The following is a 19,059-nucleotide window of genomic DNA, read 5'->3' as shown; positions in this document are numbered from 1 at the left end:
GACAGAGAATTTCGCAATGAAACAGAAAAAAGCCCAATGGCCCTGGCACGTGTTGACCGTGCTGGTGCTGATCGGCATGGCTGGCGCGTTGTACTACGCCACCTCGCTGATGTCTTACGAATGGCGCTGGAACCGCGTGCCGCAGTACTTCGCCTATCACGCCGAAGAAACCCAGCGTGCCGCCGACATTTCCACCGTCAGCGAACTGGTGCGCAAAGGCGACAAGGCTGAAGTGACCCTGCGTAACGACGCCGGGGTCGAGCAGCACCTGACCGTTGATGACAGCAGCCTGCAAGTCGCCCGTGGTGACGATGTGGCGGAAGGCGATGTGGTTGGCGTGACCCGGCATTGGGCGGCAGGACCGCTGTTGTGGGGCCTGTGGACAACCTTGTGGCTGTCGCTGGTGTCGGGTGTGCTCGGGCTGCTGATCGGTCTGGCAACCGGTCTCTGCCGACTGTCGAACAACCCGACCCTGCGCGACCTGTCGACCGTCTACATCGAACTGGTGCGCGGTACGCCGTTGCTGGTGCAGATTTTCATCTTCTATTTTTTCATCGGCACGGTGCTCAACCTGTCCCGCGAGTTCGCCGGGATCGCCGCACTGTCGCTGTTCACTGGCGCCTACGTGGCAGAGATCATTCGTTCGGGTGTGCAATCGATTGCCCGTGGGCAGAACGAAGCCGCGCGGTCGCTGGGTTTGAGTGCAGGTCAGTCGATGCGCCACGTGGTGTTGCCGCAAGCGTTCAAGCGCGTGCTGCCGCCGTTGGCCGGGCAGTTCATCAGTCTGGTCAAGGACACCTCGCTGGTGTCGGTAATCGCCATCACCGAGCTGCTCAAAAGCGGCCGTGAAGTCATCACCACCTCGTTTTCGCCGTTCGAAATCCTGTTCTGCGTGGCGGGTCTGTACCTGTTGATCAACCTGCCGCTGTCGAAAATCGCCAGCCGGCTTGAGCGGAGGCTCGCGCAAAGTGATTGAAGTCCGCGATCTGGTAAAAGTCTTCGACACACGCGGCCAAGTGGTCCGTGCGGTCGATAACGTCACCACCCAAGTGGCCAAGGGCGAAGTGCTGGTGGTGATCGGCCCGTCGGGCTCCGGCAAGTCGACCTTTCTGCGCTGTCTGAATGGCCTGGAAGCGTTTGACTCAGGCTCGGTAAGCATCGACGGCCTGCAACTGGCGGACCCGAAAACCGACGTCAACGCTTACCGCCGTGAAGTCGGGATGGTGTTCCAGCACTTCAACCTGTTCCCGCACATGACGGTGCTGGAGAATCTCTGCCTCGCACAGAAAGTCGTGCGCAAGCGCGGTAAGAAAGAACGTGAGGCCAAGGCCATGGCCTTGCTGGAAAAGGTCGGCATCGCGCAGAAGGCTCACGAGTTTCCGTCGCGCCTCTCTGGCGGTCAGCAACAGCGCGTAGCGATTGCCCGGGCGCTGGCCATGGAGCCGAAGGTCATGTTGTTCGATGAGCCGACGTCGGCGCTGGACCCGGAAATGGTCGGCGAAGTGCTGGACGTGATGAAAACCCTGGCCGTGGAAGGCATGACCATGGTCTGCGTGACCCATGAAATGGGCTTTGCGCGGGAAGTCGCAGATCGGGTGCTGTTCTTCGATCACGGTAAATTGCTGGAAGATGCCTCGCCGGCCGAGTTCTTCGATGCGCCGAAGGATCCTCGGGCACAGGCGTTTTTGCGGCAGGTTTTATAAAAAAGATCGCAGCCTGCGGCAGCTCCTACAGGGATCACCTCAATCCGTAGGAGCTGCCGCAGGCTGCGATCTTTTTGGCGGTATGACATCAAACCTTGAACTTGCCCACCAGCGTCTGCAGATGGGTGCCCAACCGCGCCAGCTCGGCGCTGGAGGCCGCGGTCTCTTCGCTGGCTGCCGAGGTCTGATCGGAAACGTCGCGCACGTTCAGCACGCTGCGGTTGATCTCTTCGGCCACCGCGCTTTGCTGTTCGGCGGCGGCGGCGATCTGCTGGTTCATCGCCTGAATCGCCGAGACGGTCTGGGTGATGTTTGAGAGGGAGCCACCGGCGCGGCGGGTCAGTTCAACGCTGCTCATCGTCAGGCTGCGGCTGTTGTCCATGATGGTGGCGACCTGCTGAGTACCGCTTTGCAGGCCGACAATCAGCTCTTCGATCTCTTCGGTGGACTTCTGGGTGCGTTGCGCCAGGCTGCGCACTTCGTCGGCAACCACGGCAAAACCACGTCCGGCTTCACCGGCCCGTGCAGCCTCGATGGCGGCGTTGAGGGCCAGCAGGTTGGTTTGTTGGGCCACGGACTTGATCACATCCAGCACGCTGCCGATCTTGTCGCTCTCGCGCTTGAGATGGCCCATGGCTTCAGTGGAATTGCCCACTTCGGTCGCCAGACGTTCGATCTGAGCGATGGCTTCGCCGACCACCTTGTCGCCTTCGCGGGCCTGCTGGTCGGCGGCGACGGCGGCTTCCGATGCTTCCTCGGCGTTGCGTGCGACTTCTTGCACGGTGGCGGCCATTTCGTTCATGGCGGTGGCCACCTGGTCGGTTTCAACCTTCTGGCTGTTGACCCCGGCGCTGGTTTGCTCGGTCACGGCAGAGAGTTCTTCGGCGGCGCTGGCGATCTGTGTCACGCCTTCGCTGATACCGCCGATCAGTTCGCGCAGGCCGACGGTCATGCTTTGCATGGCGCGTTGCAGCTGGCCGAGCTCGTCGCGACGCTGGGAGATGAGATTGTGAGTCAGGTCGCCGGCGGCTACGCGCTCGGCGACTTTGAGGGTCAGGTTCAGCGGAATGACGATCTGTCGGGTGATGGTCCAGGCAGCGAGCAGACCGAATGCCAGCGCCAGCGCGGTCACCAGCAGCAGGGTGTTTTTGGCCTGGGCGGCTTCGGTGTCACGCGTAGCAGTTTGCGCGGCGGTGAGTTTCTTGCTCAGGTCGAACAGCAGGTCGCCTTGCTGGGCCATGTCTTTGAGGGCGGTGGCGCTGGCCACTTGGGAGTCGCGGTATTGGCTGACGGCCGCGCGGTAACCGATCAGTGAGTCGGTGGCTTGTTGCAGGTTGGCAGTGTGCTGTTCCGGTAGTTTTTCCAGCAGGGTCTTGAGGTACTTCAGGGCGTTGTCGATGGCATCCAGTGCCGGTTGTTCAGCTTCAGCCTTGCCACTGTAGGTGTAGCCGCGCACCTGGAAGCGTGCTTGCTGGATCAACTTGCTCAGCTCGATGACGCTGTTGAACTGGGCAATGTTGTCGCCTTGCAGCAGGGACTTTTCGACCTCCGCCACACGGGCTGCGGCGTTGTCGGCGGTGGCTCCGAGTTTGGCGCGGGCGGCTTCGCGGTTGGTGGTGGCCTGGGTCATGTCGGCAAAGGCGTGCTTGTACTCGCTGACGGCTTCAACCTGCTGATTGAGCATCGCCACATTAGCCGGTTGCACGATTATCTTGAGGGCGCCTTGCAGGCCCTCGTCGAGCTTGCCCAACAAGTCGCTGACCGTCGCCGGGCCTTGTTCGCCGCGGCGCATTTCATAGTCCAGACGAGCAATGCGCAGGTCTTTGGTCAGCTCGTTGAGGCTGGAAATATAACCGAGCTTGTCACCGCGACTGATGATGCTGCTCATGCCCGTCCAACCGTCCACGGTGATCAACAGGGTCAGGAGCAACACCAGGCCGAAGCCAATACCAAGCTTGCGATTGACGCTCACATTTCCAAGGTGTTCGGCTAACCATCGGTACATGCTGCGGACTCCCTCTGACCACTTTAATTGGATTTCTAGAGAGAATATCGGCGGGTGAGCAGTTTTCTGTAGGGGTGTCAGAACAGCCGGGAAAGCAGGGCGGTGACGGCGGTTTCGACCCGCAGGATGCGGTCGCCGAGCTGTACCGGTTGCAGACCGGCCTTGGTCAGCAGGTCGATTTCGTAGGGGATCCAGCCGCCTTCCGGGCCGATGGCCAAGGTCACCGGTTCGTCGAGCCCGCGGGGGCAGGGCGGGTAATGGCCGGGGTGGCCGATCAGCCCGAGAGTGCCGTCGGCGATGGCCGGGAGGCGGTCTTCGACGAAGGGCTTGAAGCGCTTCTCGATGACGATCTCGGGCAGCACGCTGTCGCGAGCCTGTTCGAGACCGAGGATCAGTTGCTCGCGAATGGCCGCGGGTTCGAGGAACGGCGTCTGCCAGAAGCTCTTCTCGACCCGATAGCTGTTCACCAGCACGATTCGCGGCACACCCATGGCGGCCACCGTCTGGAACACTCTGCGCAGCATCTTCGGCCGTGGCAGGGCCAGCAGCAGGGTCAGCGGCAGCTTGGCCGGTGGCGGTTGGTCGAGGGTGACGCGCAATTCGGCTTCGTCGGCGTCCAGGCGCAGCAACTCGGCCGAGCCCATCAAGCCGCCGATCCGCCCGACCCGCAGGCTGTCACCGACCGCGGCGCGATGGACTTCCTGCATATGGGTCAGCCGGCGATCACGCAGGATCACCCGGTCGGCCGCAATGAAATCGGCCTCTTCGAGGAGCAGCAGGTTCACGGCTGAGTCGCTGGCGGCTGGTCGTTGTGATCATCAGCCGGCTGGTCATCCGCCGGTTTTTCGCGTTTGCTGACCAGGCTGCCAAACAGGATGCCGATCTCGAACAACAGCCACATCGGCACGGCCAGCAGGGTCTGCGAGAAAATGTCCGGCGGGGTCAGAATCATGCCGACCACGAAGCAGCCAATGACCACGTACGGGCGGATCTTCTTCAGGTATTTGACGTCGACCACGCCGATCCACACCAGCAGCACCACGGCCACCGGGATCTCGAACGCCACGCCGAAGGCGAAGAACAGCGTCATGACGAAATCCAGGTAACTGGTGATGTCGGTCATCATTTCCACGCCTGCCGGAGTGGCGGAGGCGAAGAACTTGAAGATCAGTGGGAACACCAGAAAGTAGGCGAACGCCATGCCGGTATAGAACAACAGGATGCTCGAGACTAACAGCGGCACCGCGATGCGTTTTTCGTGCTTGTACAGGCCCGGTGCGATGAAGCCCCAGATCTGATGCAGGATCACCGGGATGGCCAGGAACAGCGAGACCATCATGGTCAGCTTCAGCGGCGTCAGGAATGGCGAGGACACGTCGGTGGCGATCATCGTCGCGCCCGCCGGCAAGTACTGGCGCAGCGGTATCGAGACGAAGGTGTAGATCTGCTGGGTGAAGGCAAACAGCCCGGCGAAGATCAGGAAGATCGCCGCGACACAGCGCAGCAGGCGGGTGCGCAACTCGGTGAGGTGCGAAACCAGCGGCATGTGCTGGTCGTTCTCTGGAATATCGCTCATGGGGCTCGCGGTGGCAGTGTTGGGTCGTGGGGAGCCGGCGCAGTTGGCACGGCGGCAGGCGCAACAGGTTCTACAGGAGCTGCGGAAACGACCGCTGGAGGCAGCTCAACCGGTGTTGCGACAGCAGCAGCCGCAGGCGCTTGAACCGCCTGCTCGGCCACCGTCTCAACTGGCGTCGGCTGCTGGGTCGGGTTGAGGATTTTGCGGGCCTCTTGCTCCAACGACAGAATGTGCTCGTTGTGCAGTTGCCGCCGAATTTCGTCGGCACCGATTTCACGTTCAACTTCCTGTTTGATCGCGTTAAAGCTGCGCTTCAGGCGTCCGATCCACAGGCCGGCGGTGCGCGCAGCGCCCGGCAGACGCTCGGGGCCCAGCACCAGCAGGGCAACGAGGCCGACAAGCAGCAGTTCAGAGAAGCTGATACCGAACATTAGTCTGCGCTCACGAGTCTTTGCGGGTTGGCTCTTCGACTTTATGGGCCTGCACGTCGATGGTGTGCGGCTCGTTCAGTGTCGAGGCCTGTGGCTGCACCGGCGACGCTGGTTGCGCGGCGGTCGGCGAAACTGTCGGCTCGGCAGGTTTTTCTTCATCGTTCATGGCTTTGCGAAAGCCCTTGATCGTTTCACCGACGTCAGTGCCGAGGTTTTTCAGTTTCTTGGTGCCGAATACCAGTACCACGACAATCAGGATGACGATCCAGTGTTTCCAGTCAAAAATGCCCATGTTGCTGCTCCTTTCTAATCGTTATTCAGGCGGACGGGCGCGAGGCTTTCTCGACGTGACCGGACAGGCCGAAGCGGCGGTCCAGTTCATCGAGCACGGCCTGCGGATGCTGCCCCAGCTGGGCGAGCATGACCATACTATGGAACCACAGGTCAGCGGTTTCGTAGATTACATCACTGCAATCTCCGCTGATGGCGGCGTCTTTGGCGGCAATGATGGTCTCGACCGATTCTTCGCCGACTTTTTCCAGAATCTTGTTCAAGCCCTTGTGGTAAAGGCTGGCGACATAGGAGCTGTCGGCGGCAGCGCCTTTACGCTCTTCGAGTACCTGGGCCAGACGGGTCAGGGTGTCAGTCATGTTTGTGGTCCGAATAGATGGCGTGCGGGTCTTTCAAGACCGGGTCGACGGTTTTCCAGTCGCCGTTCTCATAGACGCGGTAGAAGCAGCTTTGGCGGCCGGTATGACAGGCGATGTCGCCGATCTGCTCGATCATCAGAATGATCACGTCGGCGTCACAGTCCAGGCGCATCTCGTGCAGTGTTTGCACGTGACCGGACTCTTCGCCCTTGCGCCACAGCTTGCCGCGCGAACGTGACCAGTAAATGGCGCGATTTTCGGCGGCGGTCAGTTCCAGCGCTTCGCGGTTCATCCAGGCCATCATCAGCACGCGCCCGGTCTTGTGATCCTGGGCAATCGCCGGCACCAGGCCGTCGCTGTCCCATTTGATCTCGTCCAGCCAATCTTTCATCTTCGACTCCGACAGCGGGCTCGACACTTCAATAGTGGAGCCCTGGCGTTCAAACAGTGTGCCAGCGCGAAGCGCGGCTGGCTATCGGCGAACGATCAGATACAAACCCACGGCCACCATGATTGCGCCGGGCCAATGGCCGAGCCCGTCCAGGGGGCCGCCGGCCAGCAGGATCGCGCCGCCTGCCAGATGCGCGGTGCCGAGCAGGCGCAGGAACCAGTCGTCCGAGCGACGGTGCCAGGCCGGTGGCGGGTTGACGGCGTGCGGCTGTGACATGCGTTCGAGCAAGTCACGGGTCATGTTGGCCAGGTGCGGCAACTGCTCAACCTGATTGTGCAAATTGCCCAGCAAGGTTTTCGGGCTGACGCGCTCGCGCATCCAGCGTTCGAGGAACGGTTGCGCGGTGTTCCACAGGTCCAGTTCCGGGTACAGCTGACGACCCAGGCCTTCGATGTTGAGCAGGGTTTTCTGCAGCAATACCAGCTGCGGCTGCACTTCCATGTTGAAGCGTCGCGCCGTCTGGAACAGGCGCATCAGCACCTGACCAAAGGAAATATCTTTTAACGGTTTTTCGAAGATCGGCTCGCAGACGGTACGGATTGCCGCTTCGAATTCGTTGAGTTTGGTTTCCGCCGGCACCCAGCCCGAGTCGATGTGCAATTGGGCAACGCGGCGGTAGTCGCGCTTGAAGAACGCGAACAGGTTACGCGCCAGATAGTCCTGGTCTTCAGGCGTCAGGCTGCCGACGATCCCGCAGTCGATCGCAATGTACTGCGGGCTCCACGGTTGCACAGTGCTCACGAAGATGTTGCCGGGGTGCATGTCGGCGTGGAAGAAACTGTCGCGGAACACTTGGGTGAAGAAGATCTCCACGCCACGTTCAGCGAGCATTTTCATGTCGGTGCGCTGGTCGGCGAGGGTCGCCAGGTCAGTGACCTGAATCCCGTAGATACGCTCCATCACCAACACTTTTGGCCGGCACCAGTCCCAGTAGACCTGTGGCACGTAGAGCAGCGGCGAACCGTCGAAGTTGCGCTTCAACTGGCTGGCGTTAGCCGCTTCGCGCAGCAGATCAAGCTCATCGTAGATGGTTTTCTCGTAGTCGCTGACCACATCCATCGGGTGCAGCAGGCGCGCGTCGGCAGAGAGTTTTTCTGCTGCGCGGGCGAGGATGAACAGCCAGGCCAGGTCTTGCGCGATGATGGGTTTGAGGCCTGGGCGTATGACCTTGACCACCACTTCCTCACCGCTTTTCAACTGCGCAGCATGGACTTGCGCCACCGAGGCCGAGGCCAGCGGTTCGATGTCGAATCGGCTGAACACATCACTGATTTTCTTGCCCAGCTGTTCTTCGATCAGCTTGACCGCTACTTGCGAGTCAAACGGCGGCACACGGTCTTGCAGCAGCATCAGCTCATCGGCGATGTCTTCGGGCAGCAGGTCGCGACGGGTGGAAAGAATCTGCCCGAACTTGATGAAAATCGGCCCCAGGTCCTGCAAGGCCAGCCGCAAGCGCGCGCCCCGGCTCAGGTCCAGGGTTTTACGCGGGAACCAGCGCCACGGCAGCGCATAACGCAGCGCCAGCAGGAACCACGGCAGTGGCAGGGCGAACAGCAGGTCATCGAGGCGGTAGCGGATCACGACGCGCTGGATGCGCAACAAACGGCGGACGGCAAGCAGCTTCATGCGATATCGCTTGAATCAAGGGATCGGGAAAGACGCTCGAAGCGCGCCTCAAGACGTTCCAGATCAAGCTTGATCTGGTCCAGTTCACTAAACCGCGCTTCGGCTTCGCGTTGGCCGACGAGGGCGCGCGATTCTTCGGCGAGGTATTCGGCAAGATTCTGGTTCAGGCTGGCGAAACCTTGCTGATACCAGCGTGCGCGGCTGCGCAAGTGACCGCCAAGCAGTTGCGTGGCGACCGGGCCGAGCCAGCGCGAGAGTTCGTATTCCCAGTCCAGCTCCAGGTGCTGAAGGATTGACGCCAGCTCCAGCAGCACGCCGCTGTCGCCATCGAGTTCGACTTCAGGGCCATGCAGGACCGATGTCTTGTCCTTGCTCACGGCAAGCGCAAGCAGGCTTGCGGCCGGTGCACGCAAGGTGCAGTCGGCATCCGCGGCCCAGTGCGCGGCCAGCATCAGGCCTTCGTCGCTGGGCACAATGAACATTTGCAACGCCGGGCTGCGGCAATCGACGGCAATCACCTTGCCGTTCAAATGCGCCAGGCGCGGCAGCGCCGTGCTGTCGAGCCGCAATACCCGGTTGAGGCCGAGTTCGACACTGGCGAGCAGGCCGGCGAGCAACATCAGGGTTTGATGCCGCGGTGCAGGGCGACGATGCCTGCGGTCATGTTGTGGTAAGTCACGCGGTCAAAGCCGGCTTCAACCATCATCGACTTCAGGGTTTCCTGATTCGGGTGCATGCGGATCGATTCGGCCAGGTAGCGATAGCTTTCCGAGTCATTGGTGATCAGCTTGCCCATCAACGGCATGAAGGCGAACGAGTAGGCGTCGTAGGCCTTGGACATCAGCGCGTTGGTCGGCTTGGAGAACTCCAGCACCAGCAAACGACCGCCCGGCTTGAGCACCCGCAGCATCGAGCGCAGGGCGTCTTCCTTGTGGGTGACGTTGCGCAGGCCGAACGCGATGGTCACGCAGTCGAAGTGGTTGTCGGGGAACGGCAGCTTTTCAGCGTCGGCCTGAACGAACTCGACATTGCCGGCCACCCCCAGATCCAGCAGGCGGTCACGACCGACCTTGAGCATGGATTCGTTGATGTCAGCGAGCACGACCTGACCGGTCGGGCCTACAAGGTGCGAGAACTTTCTGGTCAGGTCGCCGGTGCCGCCAGCGATGTCCAGCACGCGGTTGCCGGTGCGGACGCCCGACAGTTCGATCGCGAAACGCTTCCACAGACGGTGCATACCGCCCGACAGGAGGTCGTTCATCAGGTCGTACTTGGCGGCTACCGAGTGGAAAACCTCAGCGACTTTTTCCGCTTTCTGGCTTTCCGGAACGTTTTTGAAGCCGAAGTGAGTGGTGGGTTCGGTATCGCTGCCTTTGCGCTGATCAGTCATATCGCTGTCACCAGAAGAGAATGCGCGACATTCTAATCCCGCAGGCATGCTTTGTCTTGGCAAGGCTGAAGGTAAGATAGGCAACCGCCGGGACGTTTTGACGCAGCAGGGGTCAGAATGTTTGAGGCAAGTCCCGATAAAGCAGGAGTCATTCAGTGGCCCATATTAGTGTTGAGCGTGCCCATGGCCTGGGTAAGGAAGCAGCCCGCGAGAAGGCTGACAAACTGGCAGAAAAACTGGCTGCGCAATATGGCCTGGAACCTCAATGGTCGGGCGACACCCTGAACCTCAAGCGTTCTGGAGTAAAAGGCGCGGTGTATGTGGGCGACACCTCAATCAGGGTCGATGTCGAACTCGGTCTGTTGATGTCAGCCATGAGTGGCACTATCAAGTCGGAAATCGAAAGAGCCCTCGATAAAGCGCTGGTCTGATTCTTAAAAGATCGCAGCCTGCGGCAGCTCCTACGGGTGTACGCCGATCCCGCGTAGGAGCTGCCGCAGGCTGCGATCTTTTCCCCCGGGCACCACCGAATTGTTGCGGTTGTTAGGGTGCCGTTTCTAATTTTTCTCACTATTTTGTGCCTGAGCCCGACGCTTGACGGGCAGTTCCTCAAACCTTCTGCGCGTGAGGTGCACCATGGCCAAAGTTACTTTGAAGAAAAAAACTGACGTTCAACCGACATCTTTGAACGAAGTGAAATCCTATGCCCGCAAGATCTGGCTGGCAGGCCTGGGTGCCTACACCAAGGTCGGTCAGGAAGGCAGCGAGTACTTTCATGAGTTGATCAAGGCTGGTCAAACTGTTGAAAAGAAAGGCAAAAAGGTAGTTGCCGAGAAGCTTGAAGCGGCCAATGCCGAAATTGATGAAGCCAAGAGCGAAGTCAGCACGTTCAAAGGCAAAATCGAAGTTCAACTCGATAAAGTCGAAAAGGCGTTCGACACGCGTGTCGCAAGTGCCTTGAATCGTATCGGCATTCCGTCTAAACATGACGTTGAGACACTCTCTGCTAAGCTCGATGAGCTGACGGCATTGCTCGAACGCGTCGCGCGTAAACATTAAGGAGAACGGGATGGCTGGCAAAAAGAACACCGAGAAAGAAGGCAGCTCGTGGATTGGGAAAGTCGAAGACTACTCCCGCAAAATCTGGCTTGCTGGTTTAGGCGTGTACTCGAAGATCGACACTGACGGCAGCAAACTCTTCGATGCATTGGTTAAAGATGGCGAGAAAGCCGAGAAGCTCACCAAGAGTGCTGTCGGCAAAACAGTCGACGCTGCCAAAGACTCCGCTCAATCGGCCAAGTCGCGTATCAGCAGTGTCAAAGATCGCGCGCTGGGCAAGTGGGACGAGCTGGAAGGGGCTTTCGACAAGCGCCTGAACAGCGCCATTTCGCGTCTTGGCGTGCCAAGCCGCAATGAAGTCAAAGCGCTGCACAGCAAGGTCGATACCCTGACCAAGCAAATTGAAAAACTCACCGGTGCCAAGGTTGCGCCTGTTGCAGCTAACACTGCAGCAGCCAAACCCGCCGCTAAAACTGCCGCCAAACCATTGGTCAAGGCTGCCGCTAAACCGGCTGCCAAGCCAGCAGCGAAAACCGCGGCAGCCAAACCTGCAGCGGCCAAGCCAGCAGCCAAACCGGTAGCTGCTAAAGCCGCCGCCAAGCCTGCTGCTGCGAAGAAGCCGGTAGTCAAGAAGCCAGCAGCTGCGAAAGCTGTCGCACCGAAACCGGCAGTGGCCGCCGCCAAACCGGCAGCACCGGTCAGCCCGACGAACTCCGTCGCGGCGCCAACCCCTGCTGTGACCCCGACTGTAACGCCAGCACCTTCGGCGCCAACCAGTCAGTCCTGATTAACCCAGGGCATGCAAAAACGCCCGGCCTGCAAAGGTCGGGCGTTTTTGTTTGGGATTTTAGCCGTCAGCCGAAAAGATCGCAGGCTGCGCCAGCTCCTACATGGGACCGCGTACATTCTGTAGGAGCTGGCGCAGCCTGCGATCTTTTGATTTTCAGTCGTGCTCTTCCAGATACTGTAGCGCTAGCTGCTCGGTTGCGAGTTTCGCCGACGGCTGCAGGTGCGGCGCCACCAGCATCATGATCTGATAGACCACCACTCGTACTTCGCCTTCGCGATCGAGAATCCGCTGATAGTCCAGGGAAAACAGCAAGGTCATGGTGATCTGTTCCACCAGTTGCCCCAGTGCCTGGGTATCGCTGACCAGTTGCCCCTGAGCCTTCAGATGCGCCAGTAACGAGGCCAGTGTGCGCTTGAGGGAATTGAGCAGATTACGGATGCCCTTGGCCAGTTTCGGCAAGCGTCCGGCCAGGTTCGACAGGTCCTGGAACAGGAAGCGGTAGTGCGCCAGGCGTTCGACGATCAGGTGCAGGAACAGCCAGTAATCCTCCGGTGCCAGTTGCACGTCCGACGGCGGATCGAGCAACGGCGTCAATTCGCTCTGAAAGCGCTCGAACAACCCGAGAATCAGCGGCTCCTTGCCGTGAAAGTGGTAGTAGAGGTTGCCGGGGCTGATCCCCAGCTCATTGGCAACTTCCATGGTAGAGACATTCGGCTCGCCCTTTTGGTTGAACAGCAGCAGGGCACATTCAAGAATCCGGTCGCGGGTTTTCATCCAGTCTTCTTAGTGATTCGTCAGACCACGGCCGACACTTCAGGCCGTGGTACGGGGAGAGTTCAGCGTACGCGCACGTAGGTGCCTGGCGCCGCCTCCATCGGTGGATAGTTCTGGTTGCCAAGGGCCGTCAGGGTTTCGCGCTGAGTGCCGGAACGTTCCTGAATCCAGCCCAGCCATTGGTTCCACCAACTGCCGTCGACGTGCTTGGCGTCGTAGTACCAGGCCCGTGGATCGCTGCTCAGTTTCGGGCTCTCGACGTAGTTGGCCTTGGGGTTGCTCGGTGGGTTGAGAATGCTCTGCACATGGCCGCTGTTGGACAGCACGAAGCGCCGCTCACCTCCCAGCAACAGTGTCGAGCGATACACCGCATCCCAAGGCGTGATGTGGTCGTTGATCCCGGCGACGCTGAAGCTGTCGACGTTGACTTTCTGCAAGTCGATCGGCGTGCCGCAGACCTCCAGTCCGCCAGGATGGGTCAACGGGTTGTGCTTGAAGAAGTCCAGCAGGTCGCCGTGGAAGGCGGCTGGCAGGCGAGTGTTGTCGTTGTTCCAATAGAGAATGTCGAAGGCTGGCGGCTCTTTGCCCAGCAGGTAGTTGTTGACCCAGTAGTTCCAGATCAGGTCGTTGGGGCGCATCCAGGCAAAGACCCTGGCCATATCGCGACCTTCGAGCACACCTTTCTGGTAAGAGCGACGCTTGGCCGCTTCGAGGGTTAGTTCGTCGGCAAACAGGGTCGCCGGGCTTTCCAGTTCACTGTCGAGCAGGCTGACCAGATAGGTCGCGCTGGAGACCCGTCGCAGCTGCCGCTTGGCTTGCAGATGTCCCTGCAGGGCGGCGATGGTCAGGCCCCCGGCGCAGGCCCCCATCAGGTTGACCTCGCGGCTGCCGCTGATTGCCCGGCAGGCATTCAGCGCTTCTTCCAGGGCTTCGACGTAACTCGACAGGCCCCATTCGCGATGCCGGACATCCGGGTTGCGCCAGCTGATGATGAACACTTGCAGGCCGTTTTTCAGCGCAAACTGGACGAAGCTGTTGTGTGGGCTCAGGTCGAAAATGTAGTACTTGTTGATCTGCGGCGGCACGATGAGCAGTGGCTTGGCGTACTGCTTTTCGCTCATCGGCTTGTACTGCATCAGCTCCAGCAGTTCGTTGCGAAACACCACGGCACCGATGGTTGTGGCAACTGTTTTACCGACTTCGAAAGCGTGCTTGGTGACCTGGCTCGGCAGGCCATTGTTGTGCATCAGGTCGTCGAACAGATGGCTGAGACCACGCACCAGGCTATGGCCGCCAGAGTTGAACAGCTCCTTGATCGCCAACGGGTTGAGCAGGGTGTTGGACGGCGAAACGGCGTCGTTGATCAGGGCAAAGGCAAAGTGTGCGCGAGCACGATCATCGGCGGACATACCACTGTCATCGATCCAGTGTTTGATCTGCTTCTGCCAGCTCAGATAGGCCTGAAGGCCGCGTCGGTAAAACGGGTTGAGCGCCCAGCTCGGGTCGGCGAAGCGGCTGTCCGAAGGGTTGGGCTGGTGCAGGGTCTCGCCCAGCAGTACCCGTCCCAGTTGCCCGCCCAATGCCAGTGCGTGTTTGGCACTCTGTACCGGGTGACGCAAGCCATGGGCGGCGACGCTGCGCAGAGTCGAGAACAGGTCCCGGCCGCGCAGACCGGTAATCGCACTCTGAGCATTGATGAATGCGGCGGGTGGAGGAAAGGCGCCCGGCGCTTTTTTGTCTCGCATGAGTCAACACTCCTTCGTCAAGCCATCAACAAGTACATCAATCCCGAATAGACACCATAGTCGCTTCGGACCTCCCTTGCGGCTTTCGACAAACCTGTCGACATACGCAGTACGTTATGTGCCGCCGAACGACGCCGGGTGTGGATGCATCACTGCCCGTTGGCGTTCTTCCTGGAGAAATTTCATGATGATCGGTGCGACGGCCTCGGCCCGGGTGATCAGGAATAGATGGCCGTCGTCGATTATGTGTAGCTGGGCATTGGGAATACGCCAGGCGAGTATCCGCATATTGATCAGCGGAATGAGCGGGTCATCATCACCGGCCAGTACCAGGGTCGGCTGCTTGATTTTGTGCAGCCAGTGAATACTGGTCCAGCCCAGGCCCGCGAAGAGCTGCCAGTAGTAGCCGAGTTTGCCCGCCGAACGCACTTTGCTCGCGTGCTCCGCCGCCAGGTTCGGATCACGGCGGAAAGAACCGCCGTAGATCAGGGGCGCAATGCGAATCACGTGGGATGGCTGGATGTAGCGTCGTGGGCTGGCCATCATCCACAGCACTTTCGGTTTGCCCGGCACCATCACCATGCCCGCCGCCGTCGCCGCCAAAACGAGCTTCTTGCAGCGCTCGGGGTAGTCGAAGGCGAACTGTTGGGCAAGTGCTCCGCCCCACGAAACACCGACCACGTTGACTTGTCCGTAATCGAGGTAGTCGAGCATCCGCGCGGTCAGCTTGGCCAGGCCGGGAAAGCGATAGGGGTGGCTAGGCGTTGATGAGCCACCGACACCAGGGACGTCGAAGGCGATCACTTCCAGGTCCGGGTCCAGCGCCTGGACGAACGGAAACACCAGCTCCAGGTTGGCGCCGATGCCGTTGAAAATCAGCAAGGGCGTCAAGTGAGGCTTGCCGGGGCGTACCGCGGTGCGGATGGTTTGACCATCCAGGTCGACGGTACGAAATATGAACGGTTGCGGCATGCTTCAAGCCCTGTGGGTGGATCGTTACCCCTGTAGGAGCACGGCTTGCCGGCGATGGCGTCCTTGAGGTCGCCATCGCGAGCAAGCTCGGCTCCTACAGGTTAGTGGTCAGTTACCGCTCGTGCACATAAGTCCCCGGTGATGCCTCACCTGCTGCATAGGTCTTGTTGCCGAGTACGGTTGGGGCTTTTTTCAGCTTGCCCGAACGCTCGGCCTGCCAGGCCTGCCAGTGCAGCCACCAGGAGTCAGTGTGCTTGGTTGAGTTCTCCATCCAGTCGTTGGCATGGACCGGCATGTCGGTGCTGGTCATGTAGCGGGATTTCGGGTTGCCCGGCGGGTTCAGAATGCTCTGGATATGGCCGCTGCTGGACAGCACGAATTCGACCTTGCCACCGAACAGTTGCGCCGACTTGTAGCACGACTTCCACGGTGTGATGTGGTCGTTGGTGCCTGCCAGGGAATAGACGTCTGCCGTGACCTGCTTGAGGTCGATCGGCGTGCCGCACACTTCCAGTGCATCGGGGCGGATCAGTGGGTTGTTTTTGAACAGTTCGATCAGGTCGCCATGGAACGCCGCAGGCAGCCGGGTGGTGTCGTTGTTCCAGAACAGAATGTCGAAGACCGGCGGTTCGTTGCCCAACAGGTAGTTGTTGACCCAGTAGTTCCAGATCAGGTCGTTGGGGCGCATCCAGGCGAAGACCTTGGCCATGTCGCGACCTTCAAGCACGCCAGCCTGATAGGAGTGACGCTTGGCGGCTTCCAGGGTTTGCTCGTCGACGAACAGTGCGACCTGGGAATCAAGGGTGGTGTCGAGTACGCTGACCAGCAGGGTCAGGGCGTTGACTTTCTTCTCGCCGATCGCTGCGTAGTGGCCCAGCAGTGCAGTGCAGGTGATGCCGCCGGAGCAGGCGCCGAGCATGTTCACGTCTTTGCTGCCGGTGATCGCCGTGACCACATCGACCGCTTCCTTGAGCGCTTCGATGTAGGTCGACAAACCCCATTCACGCTGGGCCTTGGTCGGGTTGCGCCAGCTGACGATGAAGGTCTGCACATTGTTGCGCAGGCAGAAGCGCGCCAGGCTTTTGTCCGGGCTCAGGTCGAAAACGTAGAACTTGTTGATCTGTGGTGGCACCACCAGCAGAGGGCGTTCATGCACTTGTTCAGTGATTGGCCGGTACTGAATCAGCTCCAGCACGTCGTTGCGAAAAACCACTGCACCTTCGGTGGTGCCCAGGCTCTTGCCGACTTCGAAGGCGCCCATGTTGACCTGGCTCGGCATGCCGCCGTTGTTCACCAGATCCTTGGCCATGTGGGAAAGGCCGTCGAGCAGGCTTTTACCGCCGGTTTCGAAGAAGCGTTTGACGGCAGCGGGGTTGGCCGCGCTGTTGGTCGGGGCCATCGCTTCGGTCATCAGGTTGATCACGAAGTGCCCGCGGTTGATGTCCTGCTCGGACAATTTGCTTTCACCGATCCAGTCGTGGAGCTCCTTGCGCCACGCCAGGTAGGTTTGCAGATAACGTTTGTAGAGCGGGTTCTGACTCCACGCCGGATCATTGAAGCGACGGTCATCGCCTTCCGGTCGCAACTCGGATTTACCGAGCATCACGTTTTTGAGCTCAATGCCAAAATGCGCGACATGCTTGACGCTATGGATGGGTTGTTTAATGGCCTGGGTCAGCACCATGCGGGCAGAGGTAAGCAGATCCTTTCGACGCAAGCCGATGACCGGATTAAGCCCCAGGGTATTTTCCGAGGCTTGATATTTCAGGTCATCGTTATTCTTGTTACTCATCTACGACGCTCCATATTCCTGAGGCGAGTACCTGAGTCCTGCTGTGTAGTCACACAGCAAATGCCAGGTACTACTGCTCGGGTGACCGTTAATTGCGCATAGCTACAAATGCACGGAACTTGCCAGCTCCATTGGTTACCCGAGTTTAATTTTTTTCGCAAGCAGGCCGATCCTCGGCACCGCAGCCCAGCATTCAAACAGATGAAATTAGAAAATGCCCTCTAAAGAGCGAAAGCCTTGAGCTAGAGCATCAACTTGACGACAGACTCGCTTGGATCGCGGGATTTTCCGGCGGCTTTGAGTTCGGCAAGATAGTCGTCCCAGAGTGCGTCATATCGTCGCGCCAACTGGTAGAGATATTCCCAGGTGAACAGGCCGCTGTCGTGGCCGTCATCGAAGGTCAATTTCAGTGCGTACTGACCGGCCGGTTCTACCTTGTTCAGGCCTACGCCGATCTTGCCAAATTGCAGGACAGGTTTGCCGTGGCCCTGGACCTCGGCGGAAGGAGAATGCACGCGCAAGAATTCTGCGCTCAGGTGATAGACCTCATCGGGCGCGTATTGCAGCTCCAGGGTTTTCGAGGTTTTGTGCAGTTTGATGGCGGTGGGGAGTTTGGTCATGACCTGTTGTCCGTCTGTATGAGACGCCCTGTAGGAGCTGCCGCAGGCTGCGATCTTTGACCTGACATCAAAAGATCGCAGCCTGCGGCAGCTCCTACAGTGGTTACGTTCTCACGGTAGAGAATGTGGCCTACAGGATATAACGGGACAGGTCTTCGTTCTGCGCCAATTCGCCGAGGTGGCTGTTGACGTAGTCAGCATCGATGCGGATCGGCTCTTCGCTGTGGGTGCTGGCCAGATCGCTGGCGCTGAACGACACCTCTTCGAGCAGGCGCTCGAGCAAGGTGTGCAGGCGACGGGCACCGATGTTCTCGGTCTTTTCGTTGACCTGCCAGGCGATCTCCGCCAGACGCTTGATGCCGTCCGGCAGGAACTCGATGTTCAGGCCTTCGGTTTTCAGCAGCGCGCAATATTGTTCGGTGAGCGAGGCATGCGGCTCGCTGAGGATGCGCTCGAAGTCTTCCGGCGTGAGGGCCTTGAGTTCGACGCGAATCGGCAGACGGCCTTGCAGCTCGGGCACCAGATCGCTTGGCTTGCTCAGGTGGAATGCGCCGGAGGCGATGAACAGGATGTGGTCGGTTTTGACCATGCCCAGTTTGGTGTTGACCGTGCAGCCTTCGATCAGCGGCAGCAAGTCGCGCTGTACGCCTTCGCGGGAGACGTCGACGCCGCCGGAATTGCCGCGCTTGGCGACCTTGTCGATTTCGTCGATGAACACGATGCCGTGCTGCTCGACCGCTTCGAGGGCCTTGGCCTTGAGCTCTTCGTCATTGACCAGACGGCTGGCTTCTTCGTCGCGCACCAGCTTCAGCGCTTCCTTGACCTTGAGCTTGCGGCTCTTGCGCTTGCCCTTGCCCATGTTGGCGAACAGGCTCTGCAACTGGTTGGTCATTTCTTCCATGCCTGGTGGCGCGGAGATATCGACGCCGGACACTTCGGCCACTTCGATTTCGATTTCCTTGTCATCCAGCTGACCTTCGCGCAGGCGCTTGCGGAACAGTTGGCGGGTATTGGAATCCGTCGCCGGCGCGGCGTCTTCGTTGCTGAAACCCATGCGTGCCGGTGGCAGCAGTGCATCGAGAATGCGCTCTTCGGCAGCGTCTTCGGCACGATGGCGAACTTTGGTCATTTCCTGTTCGCGCAGCAGCTTGATCGCGGCATCGGCGAGGTCACGAATGATCGACTCGACGTCACGGCCGACATAGCCGACTTCGGTGAACTTGGTCGCTTCGACCTTGATGAACGGCGCGTTGGCGAGCTTGGCCAGGCGACGGGCAATTTCGGTTTTACCGACACCGGTCGGGCCGATCATCAGAATGTTCTTGGGGGTTACTTCAACGCGCAGCTCTTCAGGCAACTGCATCCGGCGCCAGCGGTTACGCAGGGCGATGGCGACGGCGCGCTTGGCATCGTCCTGGCCGATGATATGGCGACTGAGTTCATGGACGATTTCGCGGGGAGTCATTGGCATAATA

At 59.8% G+C, this 19,059-nt stretch carries 21 protein-coding genes and 1 pseudogene; 5 read left to right on the top strand and 17 right to left on the bottom strand.

Annotated elements, in window-relative coordinates:
- The first annotated feature begins 16 nt into the window (after positions 1 to 16).
- On the top strand, positions 17 to 976 hold the full coding sequence (locus tag BLL42_RS12245) for an amino acid ABC transporter permease (protein WP_071552331.1): 960 nt from the start codon (positions 17 to 19) through the stop codon (positions 974 to 976).
- Positions 969 to 1,703 carry an amino acid ABC transporter ATP-binding protein gene (locus BLL42_RS12240; RefSeq protein WP_071552330.1) on the top strand — a complete coding sequence of 245 codons (735 nt, stop codon included), beginning with the start codon at positions 969 to 971 and terminating at the stop codon, positions 1,701 to 1,703. Before BLL42_RS12245 ends, BLL42_RS12240 begins: the two co-directional genes overlap by 8 nt.
- Before the next feature lie 88 nt (positions 1,704 to 1,791).
- Here the strand turns inward: BLL42_RS12240 and BLL42_RS31050 are convergent, their stop codons facing one another.
- From BLL42_RS31050 to ubiE, 11 genes and pseudogenes are all read right to left on the bottom strand, one after another.
- Positions 1,792 to 2,505, bottom strand: coding sequence for a methyl-accepting chemotaxis protein (locus tag BLL42_RS31050; protein ID WP_408004029.1), 714 nt, complete (start codon positions 2,503 to 2,505; stop codon positions 1,792 to 1,794).
- A gap of 144 nt (positions 2,506 to 2,649) precedes the next feature.
- Positions 2,650 to 3,591 (bottom strand): annotated as a pseudogene (locus BLL42_RS31045) (methyl-accepting chemotaxis protein); the annotation flags it as partial.
- Between the two features lie 194 nt (positions 3,592 to 3,785).
- Positions 3,786 to 4,493: a 16S rRNA (uracil(1498)-N(3))-methyltransferase gene (locus tag BLL42_RS12230; protein ID WP_071552328.1), complete on the bottom strand. Its 708-nt coding sequence runs from the start codon at positions 4,491 to 4,493 to the stop codon at positions 3,786 to 3,788.
- Complete coding sequence (gene tatC / locus BLL42_RS12225; protein WP_071552327.1) at positions 4,490 to 5,284, bottom strand: twin-arginine translocase subunit TatC; 795 nt, start codon at positions 5,282 to 5,284, stop codon at positions 4,490 to 4,492. Before tatC ends, BLL42_RS12230 begins: the two co-directional genes overlap by 4 nt.
- Entirely contained in the window at positions 5,281 to 5,715 is a 435-nt protein-coding gene (gene tatB / locus BLL42_RS12220; protein WP_071552326.1) for a Sec-independent protein translocase protein TatB, read from the bottom strand. The genes tatC and tatB overlap by 4 nt, the downstream gene beginning before the upstream one ends.
- A gap of 10 nt (positions 5,716 to 5,725) precedes the next feature.
- Positions 5,726 to 6,007: a twin-arginine translocase TatA/TatE family subunit gene (locus BLL42_RS12215; protein ID WP_071552325.1), complete on the bottom strand. Its 282-nt coding sequence runs from the start codon at positions 6,005 to 6,007 to the stop codon at positions 5,726 to 5,728.
- Between the two features lie 25 nt (positions 6,008 to 6,032).
- A complete protein-coding gene (locus tag BLL42_RS12210) occupies positions 6,033 to 6,365 on the bottom strand; it encodes a phosphoribosyl-ATP diphosphatase (protein WP_018929162.1) in 333 nt (110 codons plus the stop codon).
- Positions 6,358 to 6,756 (bottom strand): phosphoribosyl-AMP cyclohydrolase, encoded by a 399-nt coding sequence (gene hisI / locus BLL42_RS12205; protein ID WP_071552324.1) that lies wholly within the window; start codon positions 6,754 to 6,756, stop codon positions 6,358 to 6,360. Before hisI ends, BLL42_RS12210 begins: the two co-directional genes overlap by 8 nt.
- A gap of 81 nt (positions 6,757 to 6,837) precedes the next feature.
- Positions 6,838 to 8,442, bottom strand: a complete 1,605-nt coding sequence (gene ubiB, locus BLL42_RS12200; protein WP_071552323.1) for a ubiquinone biosynthesis regulatory protein kinase UbiB — start codon at positions 8,440 to 8,442, stop codon at positions 6,838 to 6,840.
- Entirely contained in the window at positions 8,439 to 9,062 is a 624-nt protein-coding gene (locus BLL42_RS12195; RefSeq protein WP_071552322.1) for a ubiquinone biosynthesis accessory factor UbiJ, read from the bottom strand. Before BLL42_RS12195 ends, ubiB begins: the two co-directional genes overlap by 4 nt.
- On the bottom strand, positions 9,062 to 9,832 hold the full coding sequence (ubiE, locus tag BLL42_RS12190; RefSeq protein ID WP_071552321.1) for a bifunctional demethylmenaquinone methyltransferase/2-methoxy-6-polyprenyl-1,4-benzoquinol methylase UbiE: 771 nt from the start codon (positions 9,830 to 9,832) through the stop codon (positions 9,062 to 9,064). The genes BLL42_RS12195 and ubiE overlap by 1 nt, the downstream gene beginning before the upstream one ends.
- 155 nt (positions 9,833 to 9,987) lie before the next feature.
- On the opposite strand from ubiE, the gene BLL42_RS12185 reads away from it, so the two are divergent.
- The 3 genes from BLL42_RS12185 to BLL42_RS12175 all read left to right on the top strand — a co-directional run bounded on the left by BLL42_RS12185 (position 9,988) and on the right by BLL42_RS12175 (position 11,678).
- On the top strand, positions 9,988 to 10,263 hold the full coding sequence (locus tag BLL42_RS12185) for a polyhydroxyalkanoic acid system family protein (RefSeq protein ID WP_054595210.1): 276 nt from the start codon (positions 9,988 to 9,990) through the stop codon (positions 10,261 to 10,263).
- Between the two features lie 205 nt (positions 10,264 to 10,468).
- Positions 10,469 to 10,891, top strand: a complete 423-nt coding sequence (locus BLL42_RS12180) for a phasin family protein (protein ID WP_071552320.1) — start codon at positions 10,469 to 10,471, stop codon at positions 10,889 to 10,891.
- Between the two features lie 10 nt (positions 10,892 to 10,901).
- Entirely contained in the window at positions 10,902 to 11,678 is a 777-nt protein-coding gene (locus BLL42_RS12175; protein ID WP_071552319.1) for a phasin family protein, read from the top strand.
- A 156-nt stretch (positions 11,679 to 11,834) separates the two neighbouring features.
- Here BLL42_RS12175 and BLL42_RS12170 read toward each other — a convergent pair whose 3' ends face one another.
- The 6 genes from BLL42_RS12170 to hslU form a co-directional block, all read right to left on the bottom strand.
- Positions 11,835 to 12,455 (bottom strand): TetR/AcrR family transcriptional regulator, encoded by a 621-nt coding sequence (locus tag BLL42_RS12170; RefSeq protein ID WP_071552318.1) that lies wholly within the window; start codon positions 12,453 to 12,455, stop codon positions 11,835 to 11,837.
- Positions 12,456 to 12,517: 62 nt separating this feature from the next.
- Positions 12,518 to 14,200, bottom strand: a complete 1,683-nt coding sequence (gene phaC, locus BLL42_RS12165; protein ID WP_071552317.1) for a class II poly(R)-hydroxyalkanoic acid synthase — start codon at positions 14,198 to 14,200, stop codon at positions 12,518 to 12,520.
- Between the two features lie 114 nt (positions 14,201 to 14,314).
- Positions 14,315 to 15,172: a poly(3-hydroxyalkanoate) depolymerase gene (phaZ, locus tag BLL42_RS12160; RefSeq protein ID WP_071552316.1), complete on the bottom strand. Its 858-nt coding sequence runs from the start codon at positions 15,170 to 15,172 to the stop codon at positions 14,315 to 14,317.
- A gap of 112 nt (positions 15,173 to 15,284) precedes the next feature.
- Positions 15,285 to 16,964 (bottom strand): class II poly(R)-hydroxyalkanoic acid synthase, encoded by a 1,680-nt coding sequence (gene phaC, locus BLL42_RS12155; RefSeq protein ID WP_071552315.1) that lies wholly within the window; start codon positions 16,962 to 16,964, stop codon positions 15,285 to 15,287.
- Between the two features lie 242 nt (positions 16,965 to 17,206).
- Complete coding sequence (locus BLL42_RS12150) at positions 17,207 to 17,584, bottom strand: gamma-butyrobetaine hydroxylase family protein (RefSeq protein ID WP_071552314.1); 378 nt, start codon at positions 17,582 to 17,584, stop codon at positions 17,207 to 17,209.
- 130 nt (positions 17,585 to 17,714) lie between these two features.
- Positions 17,715 to 19,055, bottom strand: coding sequence for an ATP-dependent protease ATPase subunit HslU (hslU, locus tag BLL42_RS12145; protein WP_071552313.1), 1,341 nt, complete (start codon positions 19,053 to 19,055; stop codon positions 17,715 to 17,717).
- Positions 19,056 to 19,059 lie beyond the last annotated feature (4 nt).

Origin of the sequence: Pseudomonas frederiksbergensis (genome assembly GCF_001874645.1) — a bacterium.
In the GTDB taxonomy this organism is placed as follows: Bacteria; Pseudomonadota; Gammaproteobacteria; order Pseudomonadales; family Pseudomonadaceae; genus Aquipseudomonas; species Aquipseudomonas frederiksbergensis_B.
The sequence above is the reverse complement of the archived record's forward strand: the minus strand, read 5'-3'. Positions and strand labels throughout refer to the sequence as shown.

What these genes read in the sequence shown, in the direction of transcription:
- BLL42_RS12245 (WP_071552331.1), top strand. Translation starts at nt 17, where the DNA reads ATGAAACAGAAAAAAGCCCAATGGCCCTGGCACGTGTTGACCGTGCTG.
- BLL42_RS31050 (WP_408004029.1), bottom strand. Translation starts at nt 2,505, where the DNA reads ATGAACGAAATGGCCGCCACCGTGCAAGAAGTCGCACGCAACGCCGAG.
- tatC (WP_071552327.1), bottom strand. Translation starts at nt 5,284, where the DNA reads ATGAGCGATATTCCAGAGAACGACCAGCACATGCCGCTGGTTTCGCAC.
- tatB (WP_071552326.1), bottom strand. Translation starts at nt 5,715, where the DNA reads ATGTTCGGTATCAGCTTCTCTGAACTGCTGCTTGTCGGCCTCGTTGCC.
- BLL42_RS12215 (WP_071552325.1), bottom strand. Translation starts at nt 6,007, where the DNA reads ATGGGCATTTTTGACTGGAAACACTGGATCGTCATCCTGATTGTCGTG.
- BLL42_RS12210 (WP_018929162.1), bottom strand. Translation starts at nt 6,365, where the DNA reads ATGACTGACACCCTGACCCGTCTGGCCCAGGTACTCGAAGAGCGTAAA.
- hisI (WP_071552324.1), bottom strand. Translation starts at nt 6,756, where the DNA reads ATGAAAGATTGGCTGGACGAGATCAAATGGGACAGCGACGGCCTGGTG.
- ubiB (WP_071552323.1), bottom strand. Translation starts at nt 8,442, where the DNA reads ATGAAGCTGCTTGCCGTCCGCCGTTTGTTGCGCATCCAGCGCGTCGTG.
- BLL42_RS12195 (WP_071552322.1), bottom strand. Translation starts at nt 9,062, where the DNA reads ATGTTGCTCGCCGGCCTGCTCGCCAGTGTCGAACTCGGCCTCAACCGG.
- ubiE (WP_071552321.1), bottom strand. Translation starts at nt 9,832, where the DNA reads ATGACTGATCAGCGCAAAGGCAGCGATACCGAACCCACCACTCACTTC.
- BLL42_RS12180 (WP_071552320.1), top strand. Translation starts at nt 10,469, where the DNA reads ATGGCCAAAGTTACTTTGAAGAAAAAAACTGACGTTCAACCGACATCT.
- BLL42_RS12175 (WP_071552319.1), top strand. Translation starts at nt 10,902, where the DNA reads ATGGCTGGCAAAAAGAACACCGAGAAAGAAGGCAGCTCGTGGATTGGG.
- BLL42_RS12170 (WP_071552318.1), bottom strand. Translation starts at nt 12,455, where the DNA reads ATGAAAACCCGCGACCGGATTCTTGAATGTGCCCTGCTGCTGTTCAAC.
- phaC (WP_071552317.1), bottom strand. Translation starts at nt 14,200, where the DNA reads ATGCGAGACAAAAAAGCGCCGGGCGCCTTTCCTCCACCCGCCGCATTC.
- phaZ (WP_071552316.1), bottom strand. Translation starts at nt 15,172, where the DNA reads ATGCCGCAACCGTTCATATTTCGTACCGTCGACCTGGATGGTCAAACC.
- phaC (WP_071552315.1), bottom strand. Translation starts at nt 16,964, where the DNA reads ATGAGTAACAAGAATAACGATGACCTGAAATATCAAGCCTCGGAAAAT.
- BLL42_RS12150 (WP_071552314.1), bottom strand. Translation starts at nt 17,584, where the DNA reads ATGACCAAACTCCCCACCGCCATCAAACTGCACAAAACCTCGAAAACC.
- hslU (WP_071552313.1), bottom strand. Translation starts at nt 19,055, where the DNA reads ATGCCAATGACTCCCCGCGAAATCGTCCATGAACTCAGTCGCCATATC.